The sequence below is a fragment of the Mesorhizobium sp. P160187 genome, from assembly GCF_057766425.1.
Genome location: NZ_JBYMDX010000005.1, coordinates 691,992 through 704,628, shown reverse-complemented (window position 1 = coordinate 704,628; position 12,637 = coordinate 691,992). Strand labels below are relative to the sequence as shown.

The 12,637-nt window shown below is 63.4% G+C and carries 18 protein-coding genes and 1 pseudogene; 8 read left to right on the top strand and 11 right to left on the bottom strand.

Features of this window, described 5'->3' with window-relative positions; all coding sequences use genetic code 11:
- Positions 1–11 precede the first annotated feature (11 nt).
- Positions 12–281, top strand: coding sequence for a CopG family ribbon-helix-helix protein (locus tag AC3CCE_RS28075; protein ID WP_023684527.1), 270 nt, complete (start codon positions 12–14; stop codon positions 279–281).
- Positions 278–586, top strand: a complete 309-nt coding sequence (locus AC3CCE_RS28070; protein ID WP_023670182.1) for a type II toxin-antitoxin system RelE/ParE family toxin — start codon at positions 278–280, stop codon at positions 584–586. Before AC3CCE_RS28075 ends, AC3CCE_RS28070 begins: the two co-directional genes overlap by 4 nt.
- On the opposite strand, the gene AC3CCE_RS28065 is transcribed toward AC3CCE_RS28070, so the two are convergent.
- The 8 genes from AC3CCE_RS28065 to AC3CCE_RS28030 form a co-directional block, all read right to left on the bottom strand.
- Positions 583–1,047 (bottom strand): cytochrome c-type biogenesis protein, encoded by a 465-nt coding sequence (locus AC3CCE_RS28065; RefSeq protein WP_023670181.1) that lies wholly within the window; start codon positions 1,045–1,047, stop codon positions 583–585. The two genes, AC3CCE_RS28070 and AC3CCE_RS28065, sit on opposite strands and share 4 nt — an antisense overlap.
- On the bottom strand, positions 1,044–3,035 hold the full coding sequence (locus AC3CCE_RS28060) for a heme lyase CcmF/NrfE family subunit (RefSeq protein ID WP_023684529.1): 1,992 nt from the start codon (positions 3,033–3,035) through the stop codon (positions 1,044–1,046). The genes AC3CCE_RS28065 and AC3CCE_RS28060 overlap by 4 nt, the downstream gene beginning before the upstream one ends.
- Positions 3,035–3,478 carry a cytochrome c maturation protein CcmE gene (gene ccmE, locus AC3CCE_RS28055; protein WP_023705431.1) on the bottom strand — a complete coding sequence of 148 codons (444 nt, stop codon included), beginning with the start codon at positions 3,476–3,478 and terminating at the stop codon, positions 3,035–3,037. Before ccmE ends, AC3CCE_RS28060 begins: the two co-directional genes overlap by 1 nt.
- Positions 3,479–3,481: 3 nt before the next feature.
- Complete coding sequence (gene ccmI / locus AC3CCE_RS28050) at positions 3,482–4,636, bottom strand: c-type cytochrome biogenesis protein CcmI (RefSeq protein WP_023754802.1); 1,155 nt, start codon at positions 4,634–4,636, stop codon at positions 3,482–3,484.
- Between the two features lie 85 nt (positions 4,637–4,721).
- A complete protein-coding gene (locus AC3CCE_RS28045; RefSeq protein ID WP_023687241.1) occupies positions 4,722–5,165 on the bottom strand; it encodes an RT0821/Lpp0805 family surface protein in 444 nt (147 codons plus the stop codon).
- A gap of 174 nt (positions 5,166–5,339) precedes the next feature.
- Positions 5,340–6,758, bottom strand: coding sequence for an ATP-binding protein (locus AC3CCE_RS28040; protein ID WP_352625970.1), 1,419 nt, complete (start codon positions 6,756–6,758; stop codon positions 5,340–5,342).
- Entirely contained in the window at positions 6,742–7,407 is a 666-nt protein-coding gene (locus AC3CCE_RS28035; RefSeq protein ID WP_023670175.1) for a response regulator transcription factor, read from the bottom strand. Before AC3CCE_RS28035 ends, AC3CCE_RS28040 begins: the two co-directional genes overlap by 17 nt.
- Before the next feature lie 80 nt (positions 7,408–7,487).
- Entirely contained in the window at positions 7,488–7,748 is a 261-nt protein-coding gene (locus tag AC3CCE_RS28030; protein WP_023670174.1) for a hypothetical protein, read from the bottom strand.
- Between the two features lie 281 nt (positions 7,749–8,029).
- Between AC3CCE_RS28030 and AC3CCE_RS28025 the strand changes: the two genes are divergently transcribed.
- Positions 8,030–8,416, top strand: a complete 387-nt coding sequence (locus tag AC3CCE_RS28025; protein WP_352625969.1) for an ester cyclase — start codon at positions 8,030–8,032, stop codon at positions 8,414–8,416.
- Here AC3CCE_RS28025 and AC3CCE_RS28020 read toward each other — a convergent pair.
- Positions 8,413–8,829, bottom strand: coding sequence for a DUF3168 domain-containing protein (locus AC3CCE_RS28020; RefSeq protein ID WP_352625968.1), 417 nt, complete (start codon positions 8,827–8,829; stop codon positions 8,413–8,415). The genes AC3CCE_RS28025 and AC3CCE_RS28020 overlap by 4 nt on opposite strands.
- A gap of 217 nt (positions 8,830–9,046) precedes the next feature.
- Between AC3CCE_RS28020 and AC3CCE_RS28015 the strand changes: the two genes are divergently transcribed.
- A complete protein-coding gene (locus tag AC3CCE_RS28015) occupies positions 9,047–9,256 on the top strand; it encodes a hypothetical protein (RefSeq protein ID WP_023670172.1) in 210 nt (69 codons plus the stop codon).
- Positions 9,257–9,287: 31 nt separating this feature from the next.
- Positions 9,288–9,455: a hypothetical protein gene (locus AC3CCE_RS28010; RefSeq protein ID WP_245261983.1), complete on the top strand. Its 168-nt coding sequence runs from the start codon at positions 9,288–9,290 to the stop codon at positions 9,453–9,455.
- Between the two features lie 42 nt (positions 9,456–9,497).
- On the opposite strand, the gene AC3CCE_RS28005 is transcribed toward AC3CCE_RS28010, so the two are convergent.
- Together AC3CCE_RS28005 and AC3CCE_RS28000 are read right to left on the bottom strand one after the other, a co-directional pair.
- Positions 9,498–9,764: a DUF1488 family protein gene (locus AC3CCE_RS28005; protein ID WP_023670170.1), complete on the bottom strand. Its 267-nt coding sequence runs from the start codon at positions 9,762–9,764 to the stop codon at positions 9,498–9,500.
- A complete protein-coding gene (locus AC3CCE_RS28000; RefSeq protein WP_023670169.1) occupies positions 9,761–10,024 on the bottom strand; it encodes a hypothetical protein in 264 nt (87 codons plus the stop codon). Before AC3CCE_RS28000 ends, AC3CCE_RS28005 begins: the two co-directional genes overlap by 4 nt.
- 246 nt (positions 10,025–10,270) lie before the next feature.
- On the opposite strand from AC3CCE_RS28000, the gene AC3CCE_RS27995 reads away from it, so the two are divergent.
- The 3 genes and pseudogenes from AC3CCE_RS27995 (at position 10,271) to AC3CCE_RS27985 (ending at position 12,628) form a co-directional block, all read left to right on the top strand.
- Positions 10,271–10,633, top strand: a complete 363-nt coding sequence (locus AC3CCE_RS27995; protein ID WP_023698577.1) for a co-chaperone GroES — start codon at positions 10,271–10,273, stop codon at positions 10,631–10,633.
- A gap of 64 nt (positions 10,634–10,697) precedes the next feature.
- Positions 10,698–12,327: pseudogene (gene groL / locus AC3CCE_RS27990) on the top strand (chaperonin GroEL).
- Positions 12,328–12,463: 136 nt separating this feature from the next.
- A complete protein-coding gene (locus tag AC3CCE_RS27985) occupies positions 12,464–12,628 on the top strand; it encodes a hypothetical protein (protein ID WP_023698576.1) in 165 nt (54 codons plus the stop codon).
- The last annotated feature ends 9 nt before the right edge of the window (positions 12,629–12,637 follow it).

The window sequence follows — 12,637 nt, the reverse complement described above, 5'->3', positions numbered from 1 at the left end:
AGGCTTTCACAATGACAGCAAGCACCACCATGACCATTCGAGTCTCGTCCGAGACCAAGCTGAAGCTGGAGCAGATCGCTACCGATACCAGGCGTAGTAAATCGTTCCTCGCCGCCGAGGCGGTCTCAGCCTATGTCGATCGCGAGCTGGATATCATCGAAGGCATAAAACGTGGCATGGCCGACGCAGAGGCTGGCCGTGTCGTGCCCCACGACGACGCCATGGCGGAGCTCGACGCGGTGATCGAAGCAGCGAAAGCCAGGCGCGCAGGCAAGGCGTGAAGCGGTTCGTCACCTGGTCGCGAGAAGCGCTGGACGATCTCACGCAGCAAGTTGCCTTTATCGCTCAGGACAATCCTGCCGCCGCCCGACGCCTCGCGGACCGTATCCGTGAAATGGGCCGGGGCCTTGGTGATATGGCGACGGGCCGACCTGGCCGGGTAACAGGCACTTATGAGAAGCCCATCGGCCGCCTGCCCTACATCATTGCCTATGAATTGCGCCTGATCGCCGGCCGTCAGAGCATTGTTATCCTGCGCGCCATCCACACGTCGCGGGACTGGCCTTTGGAGGAATGGCCGAGCTAGTCGCTCAGCATCTTGTCCAGCGCCGCCTGTTCCTCGGCGCTCAGCGCCTTGGTTGCCAACGAGCGGCGGGAGCGTGTGGTCAGCACAATGAAAATGCCGCCGACTAGAAGCAGAAGCACCGGCGTGCCCCAAAGCAAGGCGTTGCGCGGGCTGAAGCGCGGCTTCAACAGCACGAACTCGCCGTAGCGCGACACGATATAGTCCATCACCTGCTGGTCGGTATCGCCGGCAACCAGGCGCTGGCGCACCAGGATGCGCAGGTCGCGGGCGAGGTCTGCATCGGATTCGTCGATGGACTGGTTCTGGCAGACCATGCAGCGCAGGCCTTCCGACAGGAGCCGCGCCCTCGCCTCGAGCGCCGGATCGGTGAGAACCTCGTCCGGTTTCACCGCTTGCGCGGCGCCGGCAAACAGCAGCGCCAGAAGCAGGGTGAGCGAGGCCAACGAGAACCTGGTGCTCACGGCGCGCCTGCCGACGGCATGGAGGCTGCCTGCTTGCGGCGGCGCGAGGGTGCGCCAACCCGCAGGCGACGGTCGAGCAGCGACATTGCGGCTCCCGCCATCATCACCAGAGCTCCGCCCCAGATCAGCGTCACCAGCGGCTTCCACCACAGGCGCACCACGACGGATCCATCGGTGCCTTCATCGCCCAGCGACAGATAGAGCTGGTTGAAGCCGATCGTCTCGATGCCGGATTCGGTCGTCGTCGTCTGCCGCACCGGAAAGAAGCGCTTGGCCGAGGTGATTTCGGCTGAAACGCCGCCATCGGCGCCGATCAGGGAAAAGCGGCCGCGCTGCTCGCTGTAGTTCGGACCCTGCGCCGGGAAGAGGCCGTCGAAACGCAGCGTGTGGCCGGAGAGTTCGACGCTCTCGCCGGCATGCATCGACAGTATCCTTTCGGTGCCGAAGCACAGCGTGCCGACAATGCCGAGCGTCGTCAGCCCGAGGCCGAGATGGGCAAGTGCAGTGCCGAACACCGAACGCGGCAGGCCGGCGAAACGGCGCAGCATGATGGCGTGCGACACATTGCCAAAGCCGGACTTGACGGCGAGGTCGGTGAGCGCGCCGCAGACCAGCCAGCAGGCGAGGCCGACACCAAGGGCGGCGAACACCGACGCGCCGTCGATGAACAGCCCGGTGACCAGCATCGCCAGGAGAGCGGCGCCGAAAGCCGCCATCAAGCGCTGGGCGACGGCATAGAGGTCACCGCGCTTCCAGGCGAGCAATGGTCCGAAAGGAACCACGACCAGCAGCGGCACCATCAGCGGGCCGAATGTCAGGTTGAAGAAGGGGGCGCCGACTGAGATCTTGCCGGCCGAAAGCGCTTCGACCGCCAGCGGATAGAGCGTGCCGACCAGCACGGTGGCCGTGGCCGTGGTCAGGAACAGATTGTTGAGGACGAGTGCGCCTTCGCGCGAGATCGGGTGGAACAGGCCGCCGGCCGTCAGCCGCGAGGCGCGCAGCGCAAACAGGGCCAGCGAGCCGCCGATGAACAGCGTCAAAATGCACAGGATGAAGATGCCGCGGGTCGGATCGGTGGCGAAAGCATGCACCGAGGTCAGCACGCCGGAGCGCACCAGGAAGGTGCCGAGCAGCGACAGCGAGAAGGTGAGGATGGCAAGCAGCAGCGTCCAGATCTTGAGCGCCGAACGCTTCTCCATGACGATCGCCGAATGCAGAAGAGCCGTGCCGGCCAGCCACGGCATAAAGGAGGCGTTTTCGACCGGATCCCAGAACCAGAAGCCGCCCCAGCCGAGCTCGTAGTAGGCCCAGTAGGAGCCCATCGCGATGCCGCCGGTGAGGAACATCCAGGCGACCAGCGTCCACGGCCGCACCCAGCGCGCCCAGGAGGCATCGATGCGGCCTTCGATGAGGGCGGCGACCGAGAAGGAAAAGCAGATAGAGAACCCGACATAGCCGAGATAGAGCAGCGGCGGATGGATGGCGAGGCCAAGATCCTGCAGGACCGGGTTGAGATCGCGGCCCTCGATCGGCGCCGGATTGAGCCGGGTGAACGGATTGGATGTCGCCAGGATGAACAGGAAGAAGGTGGCGCCGATCGCCCCCTGCACGGCCAGCACATTGGCGCGCAGCGTCGCCGGAAGGTTGGAGCCGAAGACAGCGACCAGCGCACCGAAGAAGGTCAGGATCAGCACCCAGAGCAGCATCGAGCCTTCGTGATTGCCCCAGGTTCCGGTGATCTTGTAGATCAGCGGCTGCAGCGAATGCGAGTTTTCCCACACGCTCGCCACCGAGAAATCGGAACTTGCATAGGCGCCGGCGAGTGCTGCGAACGATAGCGCCGTGAGCGCGAAGCCTGTGACCGTGACGGGACCGCCGACAGCCATCAGCCTCTGGTTGCCGGTACGGGCGCCGATCAGCGGCACCAGCGTCTGCACCAGCGACAGCACAAAGGCGAGGACGAGCGCGAAGTGTCCGGTCTCAACCATTACTGGCTCTTGCTCTCTTGCCACACGCCCTTGGCCTTCAGCCCGTCAGCGACTTCCTTGGGCATGTAGCGCTCGTCATGCTTGGCCAGCACGCTGTCGGCGACGAAAACGCCGTCGGCGCCAAAGCTGCCTTCGGTGATGACGCCCTGCTCCTCGCGGAACAGATCGGGCAGGATGCCGGTATAGCTGACCTTGACCGATTTGTGCGCGTCGGTGACCGAGAACGCAACCGTCGCGCCCTGCCCGCGCACGACTGTGCCCTTTTCGACGAGGCCGCCGAGCCTGATGCGCTGTCCCGGCTGCAAGCTGGCGGTGGTCAGATCGGCGGGCATATAGAAATAGGAGGCCTTCTGGCCCAACGCATAGAAGGTCAGCCCGGTGGCGGCGCCGAGGAAGGCAAGACCTCCGACAATCACCGACAATCGCTTCTGCTTGCGCGTCATGTCCTACTCCGTCGCCGTCAGGCCGAGCGAGGCGGCAAAGGCGGTGAATTTCTTCGCTTCCTCACTGTCGGCGCCAAACACGGCGATACCGCGATGCAGCGCGTCGCGCGCCTGGTCGGCCTTGCCCAGCACAACATAGGAACGAATGAGCCGCATCCATCCTTCCGTGTCGCGCGGTTTTTGCCGCAATTTTTCGTCGAGGCCGGCGACCATGGTTTCGATCATGGCCTGCCTGTCCTGCGGCGCCATCGACGAGGCGGCGTCGACGGCCGCGGCATCGGGGCCTTTCGCCGGCTCTCCTGAGGCGACGCTGCGGTTGGCAGCCTCGGCTAACGCCTGTTGGACAGCTCCGCGCCATGGTGAATCCTGCGGCAGGGAATCGAGCATTTTCTGCCACGCCGCGGTTGCCTCGGGTATGCGGCCTTCCTGGGCCAGCGCCATCGCCAAATAGAACGAGGCTTTCGCGTTTGCCGGGTCGAGTTTTAGCGCCTGTTCGAAAGCGGATTGCGCATCGGCCGAAACGATGCCGCCGGCCGCATTGGCAATCGCTTCGCCGAGGCCGGCCTCGCGGGCGGCCGTGTCGCCATCGAGGCGGATGGCATTGCGATAGGCGGTCACGGCATCGGGAAAGCGCTGCAGGCGCAGATAGATCGGGGCGAGCACGTCCCAGCCGCGTCCATCGCCAGGGTTGGCGGCAAGATGGGCCTCGGCGCGCGCCACCAACTCGTCGACCGAACTATCGGCCGGATTCTTGGCCAGCCGTTCGGCGAGCGGCTGCGACGGCAGATCCGGCGAGCCGAGCTGGCTGTACAGGCCCCAGCTGAGCAGCGGGACCACCAGCACCGCTGATGTTGCCATCAACCTGGCCGCCCTCGACGGCTGCCGCGCGCCAGGTGCATCGGCTTGACCGACATTGGCTTGACCAACATCTCCCAGGCGAAGGATGCGGCGGGCGATCTCAGTGCGCGCCTCCTCGGCTTCGGCCGGCTGAATCAGGCCGCGCGCGGCGTCACGCTCAAGCTCGGCCAATTGGTCGCGATAGACTTCGAGATCATGGTCGCTGCTGGTCGGAGCGCCCTTGCCGCCGCTGGTCAGCGGCAGCAGCACCGCCAGGCTTGCGCCCAGCGTGAGGAGTGCGGCTATGACCCAGAACAGCATGGTTCTTCCAATAGAGCGAGAGCCCTGCTCTCACAACATGAGGGTGCTGCGACGCTTTGACGGGATTCCGGCCCCGGCCCAATGTTCAGGTCAGCGGCGTCCAGCTGCCGTCGGCGTTGCGGCATGCGGTGCCCCGCGCGGTCTGGCCGGCCGTGCCGGTAAACACCGTATGGGTGTACTGGCGGCAATCCTGCGAGCCGACGCGGTAGGGCTGGGCCGCGACGACTTCGCCGGAATGAGCCGAACTGTCGCTCTTCCACGTCACCTTCTGGCCGCTCGCCGTATATTCGAGCGCCTTGTATTCCGCCTCGAGCGCCTTGCGCTTCTCGGTGCTGTTCAGGCCGCTGCCGATCGATCCGCCGACGAGCCCGCCGGCCATGGCCGAGATGATCGTCGTCGCGACTTTGGCCCCTGAAGGAGGCGACGCGGGCGGGTTGGTGATGGAGATATCCGGGCCACTGCCCTTGCCCAGCGTTCCGCAGCCGGAAAGAGCGAGCAGTGCGGAAACGAGCGCAACGCGAATCTTCATGCCAACAACCGGTTTTCTTGAACGGGATGCGCTGGGGGCCGCGTCATCGGGGGCGTCAGGACGTCATACTATTGATATTTGTCGGAAATTTGGCCGTTCTTAACGGCTTTTGCGCAATCGAGGGGCCGCCATAACACAGGCATTCGGCCGTGTCGATTGGCCCTGGGCAGTACATCATTGCAAGCTCCGCAAGCGCACAACCGCCTTCAGCCCGCCCATCGCGGAGCGTTCCAGCGCCAGCGCCCCGCCATACTCGTTGACGAGGTCGGCAACGATGGCAAGTCCGAGCCCGGTTCCCGGCTTTGTCTCGTCGAGGCGCCGGCCGCGTTTCAAGACATCGCGGGCCTTGTCCTCGGGGATGCCGGGACCGTCATCCTCGATCGATAGCTCGAACAGGCCGGCTGCGGCCGGCGTGACGGATACGGCAACAGTGCTCATTGCCCATTTCATCGCATTGTCGAGGAGGTTGCCGACCAGTTCCTCCAAATCCTCGCGCTCGCCAGCAAAGACGATGTCGGCCGCCGGCAGCGTAAGCGACAGGCTGACATCAGGCTTGAGTTTTTGCAGCACGCGCACCATGCGCTGCACCAGCGGGGTCACCGGCGTGCGGTAGACGACGCTGTCGCGCTGCGCGGCGACCCGAGCCCGCTGCAGATAATGGTCGACCTGCTTCTGCATCGAGGCGGCCTGGTCGGCGATGAGCTGGCCCTTGGCGCCGCCGAGCGCCCGGCCCTCGTTGATCAAAACTGCGAGCGGCGTCTTCAGCGAATGGGCGAGGTTGCCGACCTGCGTGCGTGAACGCTCGACGATGCGCTTGTTGTTTTCGATCAGCGCATTGGTCTCGTTGGCGAGCGGCTCGATCTCGGCGGGAAACTGGCCGTCGAGCCGTTGCGCCGTGCCTTCGCGCACCTGGGCAAGCGCGTTGCGAACCCGGCGCAAGGGCTGCAGGCCGAGCAGGATGGCGATCGCATTGATGGCGATCATGCCGACGCCGAACAGGCTGAGATAGGTCAACAGGCGGCCCTGGAAGGTGGCGATCTCGTGCTCGAGCTCGGTCTTGTTGCCCATTACGCGGAAGCGCGCGGCGCGGTTCTTGGCATCGAGGACGAATTCGCTTTCGAACACTTGCAGTTCCTCGTCACCGATGCCGTCGGTGGAATAGCTGCGCTGGAAACTGGAATTGAAAGGCACCTCGGCAACGGTCGGCGACGGGATCGTCGTGGTCATCGAGGACGAATGAAGGTTGCCGTGCACGCCTTCGGAAGCCGGCTCCACCGACCAGTACCAGCCCGAATTCGGCTCCGAGAAGCGCAGGTCGCCAAGGTCGGGAGCACCGGTGAGCTGGCCGGATTCGGAAACGCCGACCGAGCCGATCAGATTGAACAGATGCGCCGACAGCAGGCTGTCGAAGCCGCGCTCGCTGGCCTGGCGGTAGAGCGTGGTGATCAGAGTGAAGATGACGATCAGGGTGAGGATCGCCCAGATCGTGGAAAATCCGATGACGCGGAAGGCCAGCGAGCGCGGCCAGAGCCGCGCCGAAAAAGGCTTCCTTGCTGGTATGGGGAGCGGTTCCGCCTTACGCCTCCGGCTCACGCATGCGATAGCCCATGCCGCGCACGGTTTCGATCATGTCGATGCCCATCTTCTTGCGCAGCCGGCCGACAAAGACCTCGATGGTGTTGGAATCGCGGTCGAAATCCTGGTCGTAGAGATGCTCGACCAGCTCGGTGCGCGACACCACCTCGCCCATATGGTGCATCAGATACGCCAGCAGGCGGAACTCATGCGAGGTCAGCTTCAGCGGCACGCCGTTGACATCGGCCTTGGAGGCCTTGGTGTCGAGGCGCAGCGGCCCGCAAGTGAGCTCGGACGAGGCATGGCCGGCGGCGCGGCGGATCAGCGCCCTCACCCTGGCCAGCACCTCCTCGATGTGGAACGGCTTGGTGACATAGTCGTCGGCGCCGGCATCGATGCCCGACACCTTGTCGCTCCAGCGGTCGCGCGCTGTCAGGATCAGCACCGGCATCTTGCGGCCGTTGCGGCGCCAGCGCTCGACGACGCTGATGCCGTCCATCTGCGGCAGGCCTATGTCGAGCACGACGGCATCGTAGGGCTCGGTGTCGCCGAGGAAATGCCCCTCCTCGCCGTCATAGGAGCGGTCGACGACATAGCCGGCATCGACCAGCGCGTCGGCCAGTTGCCGGTTGAGATCCTTGTCATCTTCGACGACGAGTACGCGCATGATCGGTCAGGCCTGTTGATGGGTCAGCTATAGGCCGATTCCGGTGGTCTGGGAAACGACCCTGCAAGGGGAAGATTGGATCAGTTCGCCGGGACGACGATCTCGGAGCGGCGCGGACGCTGGCCGTCCTTGCCCGGCACAAGCACGACGATGACGCAGACCTCCTGGCCGCCACGCGTCGTCTGCGAAGCCTTGGCCAGCGTGCCGCCATTCTGCTCGGCAACCTGCTGGCCGATCGCGTAGCAATCCGCCGCGGCTGCCGGCGTCGCTTGCGACGCCAACAGGCCGGCCGCTGTGAGCGCCAGTATCGCGGTTCTGACATGAGAGCGAAGCGTTTTCATGGTCGGCGTTGTAACGCAACTGTGCTGAACGTGAAATGAACGGTGAACGGGTGAAAATCCATCCCCGCAATACCCCCTGCGCGCGCAACGAATGAATGCGATCCTACCGCCCAGTCCCTCAGACCGGGCAATGGATTCATAACCGGAAAACCGGCTGCGCGGCTATGGTGTTTGCGCGAAGGTTCTCAATTCGCAGCCAGATTGGGAACAGGTCAAGGCGAGACCATTCTGAAGGGCCGCCCTAAATAGCGCGGGAAAACGCCAAATCATCGGAGTGCGCCATGACGGATAAAGACCTTGCCGACCTTTACCGGGGCTATATCGCTTGCCTGAATGCCCAGGACTGGGCGAAACTTGGAGACTTTGTCGGCGACGAGGTGCAGCACAATGACGAAATGCTCGGCCTGTCGGGTTATCGCCGTATGCTCGAAGGCGATTTCGAGGCGATTCCCGACCTCCGCTTCAACATCGAACTGCTGGTCTGCCAGCCACCGCGCGTGGCGGCGCGCCTGCATTTCGACTGTCATCCCAAGGGCGTGCTGTTCGGCCTGCCGGTGAACGGCAAGCGCGTGTCGTTCGCTGAGAATGTTTTCTACGAATTCGGAGAGGGTCGCATCCGCGAGGTGTGGTCAGTCATCGACAAGGCCGAGATCCAGGCGCAAATCTAGGTTGCTTCATCACTTTGCTCGGTGAGGGCGCGTATCCGCAGCACCCCGTGGTAGAGCGCCAGGTCCTCGTCGTAGCGGGCCTCGGCGAACTCCAAGGACAGGCGGGTCTGGTCGCGCGAGCCGGTGGCGAAAGCGGCGCCGTCAAGGCGCGCCCGGATGCTGTCCATAATCAGACGCGTCTCGGCCTCGCCTTGCGCCTTCGACCAGACATGCAGCGTGATGAGCTGGTCGTCATCATTGTCGGCGCCGGTGTCCAGATCGAATGCGCTGGTCCTGCCATAGGTCACATAAGGGAAGGCGGCACTGTCGGCCGCCTGCTCGCGCAACCCGGCGCCGCCGAGCAGCGCCGTCAGCGAGGCATCGCTCTTCAATCTCATGAACAAGGCTTGCAGCAAATCGCCGGGCGCCGTCATCGTCGTCTCCGTTCGCCTGTCACGCTTTGAACAACCTCAGTTTCGCGCGCAACCTAACCGCGTTGCACGGATTTCGCCAGATGACGATCCGCCTGATGGAAGGCGGCGAATCGGGCGGCATGGCCCTTTCACGGACCGGGTTCTATTTGGCATGCGGGGAGTTTCAAGAAGGGTGTTATGAGGAGCCCTGTTTTCTCCGGCAATTCGAGGTCATTTCATGCGAACGCCACCGCTGCTGCCGGCTTTTGGAAAGCTTGGCGTCAAGCCCCCGGTCGCGATTGCGGCAGCACCCGCCCTGTCGAAGAGAACCGTGGCCCTGCGCATGCGCGAGATACTTTCAATGCATGGCGGCCTGGCCTTGAAGCTGTCGGTGGTGGCCTGGACAATCCTGATCCTGGCGGCGGCATTTTTCATGTCAAGGGCCTGATGCCGATATGGCAAACCGCTACGCGTTGCGCATGGACGAGCCCGAGAGCTGGACTATCTTCGACATCTTCACCGGCCAGCCTGTCGAGCTTAAGCAACAGGTAATGGTGGCCATGAATTTGCGGGATGCGGAAGCGATGGCCGACCGCCTGAACAGCCGGGACGTCAAGCGGCGGGCAAAAGCCGACCGCAAGTCCTGACGCACGCTGATCTCAGCCGCTCTGATGCAAGACGAATGCGCGCTAGCCGAAATCCGCGGCTGTGAGCACATAAATGCTCTTGCGGGTGCGGGCGTAGGCCTTGCTGGCAATGTCATGGATGGAGCTGGACGCGGTGTCGAAGGCCGCCAGATAGGTGGCTTCCGCGGTCGCCGTCCCTGATGGCGCCTTCGAGAGGGCATCGGCGGCGACAGAGAAGGAAATCTGGAACATGCCGTCATGGCCGACAAAGCGGATGCGCTTGCCGGCCTCGTCATAGAAGCGGCTTGGATTGGGGAATGTCAGGCTCATGACGTGCCCCCCTTCGGCGCGGCGGCGGCTTTCTTGACGGTAGCCCGCTTCTTCTTCGGTGTCGGGTTCAAGGCTTCCGCGACGCGGTCGGCCTCTTCCTTGGCCAGGCGCAATTCCCTGAGCCTTGCCGTCTTGATCTCCCTGGCCCTCGCTTCGGACATGTAGTCGGAGGTTGCCTTGTTGCGCTCGGCCGTCTTCTTCTGCTTGTCCATGAAGCGGGCTTCAGCTTTTTCCATGATGCTCTGATTGCCTTCGGCCATCGCATAAATCTCCTCGTGCCTGAAATTGTGAAATCGAACTTACGATATAAATAGTCGCTCTGGCCTCGAAATTCAATTTTTCGAAATATCTAGGCGCCTCGCGACGTTTCGAACCCGGCAGACATCATAATACTTTTTAATATTTAATTTTGGCCACGAATAATTTTTGGCACTCCTATCTATCGAGTGCCAACACGCCTATAAGAACGGCGCGGTCGCCTATGCCGGCCCCAGAAAGAAGTTCTCATGAAGTTTCGGCCACTCCACGACCGCGTCGTCATCCGGCGCGCCGAAGGCGATGTCAAATCCAAGGGCGGCATCATCATTCCCGACAATGCCAAGGAAAAGCCGCAGGAAGGCGAAGTCATCGCCGTTGGGCCGGGCGCACGCGACGAAAACGGCGCGCTTGTTCCGCTCGACGTCAAGGCCGGCGACTTCATCCTGTTCGGCAAATGGTCGGGCACCGAGGTCAAGATCGACGGCGAGGACCTGCTGATCATGAAGGAAGCCGACATTATGGGCGTCATCGACAAGAGCGAGACGGCCGCTATCGGCAAGAGCGGGACGGTCGTCACCGAGAAGAGCGTCAAAGCCAAGAAGGCTGCCTGACCGGCCTGGCTTTGCCAGGCTCCGGCGAGCCGCTTGCTTCACCACACCAACGGGATTGAAAAAAATGTCTGCCAAGGAAATCAAATTCGCCACCGACGCGCGCGACCGCATGCTGCGCGGCGTCGAGATCCTCACCAATGCGGTGAAGGTCACGCTCGGCCCCAAGGGCCGCAACGTCATCATCGACAAGGCCTATGGCGCGCCGCGCATCACCAAGGACGGTGTGACGGTGGCCAAGGAAATCGAGCTTGCTGACAAGTTCGAGAACATGGGCGCGCAGATGGTGCGCGAAGTGGCTTCGAAGACCAACGACCTCGCCGGTGACGGCACCACCACCGCCACGGTGCTGGCCGCATCGATCCTGCGCGAAGGCGCCAAGCTGGTTGCCGCGGGCATGAACCCGATGGACCTCAAGCGTGGCATCGACCAGGCTGTCGCCGCCGTGGTCAAGGACATCAAGGCGAAGGCCAAGAAGGTCAAGTCGTCGGCCGAGATCGCGCAGGTCGGCACCATCGCCGCCAATGGCGATGCCAGCGTCGGCGCCATGATCGCCAAGGCGATGGACAAGGTCGGCAATGACGGCGTCATCACCGTCGAGGAGGCCAAGACCGCCGACACCGAACTCGACGTCGTCGAAGGCATGCAGTTCGACCGCGGCTATCTCTCACCCTATTTCGTCACTAATGCCGACAAGATGCGCGTCGAACTGGAAGAGCCTTACGTGCTCATCCACGAGAAGAAGCTCGGCAATCTGCAGGCGATGCTGCCGATCCTCGAAGCAGTGGTGCAGAGCGGCAGGCCGTTGCTGATCATCTCGGAAGACGTCGAAGGCGAAGCACTGGCGACGCTGGTCGTCAACAAGCTGCGCGGCGGCCTCAAGGTCGCGGCCGTCAAGGCGCCGGGCTTCGGCGATCGCCGCAAGGCGATGCTGGAAGACATCGCCGTGCTGACATCGGGCCAGATGATTTCCGAGGATCTCGGCATCAAGCTCGAAAACGTCACCATCGAGATGCTTGGCCGCGCCAAGCGCGTACTGATCGAGAAGGACACCACCACGATCATCGACGGCGCCGGCACCAAGGCGACCATCCAGGCGCGCATCGCGCAGATCAAGGGCCAGATCGAGGAGACCACGTCCGATTACGATAAGGAGAAGCTGCAGGAGCGGCTGGCCAAGCTCGCCGGCGGCGTCGCCGTGATCCGCGTCGGCGGCGTCACCGAGTTCTGAAGTGAAGGAAAAGAAGGACCGCATCGACGACGCGCTGAATGCGACGCGCGCGGCGGTGGAAGAAGGCATCGTGCCCGGCGGTGGCGTGGCGCTTCTGCGCGCCAGATCGGCGCTGGCCGGGCTGACTGGCGCCAATGACGATGTGACGGCAGGCATTTCGATCGTGCTCAGGGCACTCGAAGCGCCGATCCGCCAGATCGCCGAGAATTCCGGTGTCGAAGGCTCGATCGTCGTCGGCAGGCTGTCCGACAGCAAGGACCACAATCAGGGCTTTGATGCCCAGAACGAGGTCTATGTCGACATGATCAAGGCGGGCATCGTCGATCCGGCGAAAGTGGTGCGCACCGCACTGCAGGATGCCGGCTCGATTGCAGCGCTTCTGATCACCGCCGAAGCGATGATCACCGACGTTCCGGCCAAGGATGCGGCGCCTGCGGGCGGCGGTGGCGGCATGGGCGGCTACTGACCATCGCCCGAAAATTGCCCGCCTGGGAATCTGGGCGGGCATAAATCAGAACAGGCTGCCGGGGACATTTCCCCGGCGAGCCAGGAATTTCCGTCAGTCAGTCAAGACCAGTCAGCAACGACAGGGAGATCGACAGATGATCACATTTGCCCCGAAGCCAAACGCTGTATCCGCGACCAAGCCGGCGGAGGAGAGCCGCTTCGATCGCATCCGCCGGATCGCCGCCGACAAGCACACGCAGGCCGATGCCGGGCCGATTGGCCGCGAGCCGTCGAAGACCGGCGACAAGCGGCCGATGTGACGGCTGCCA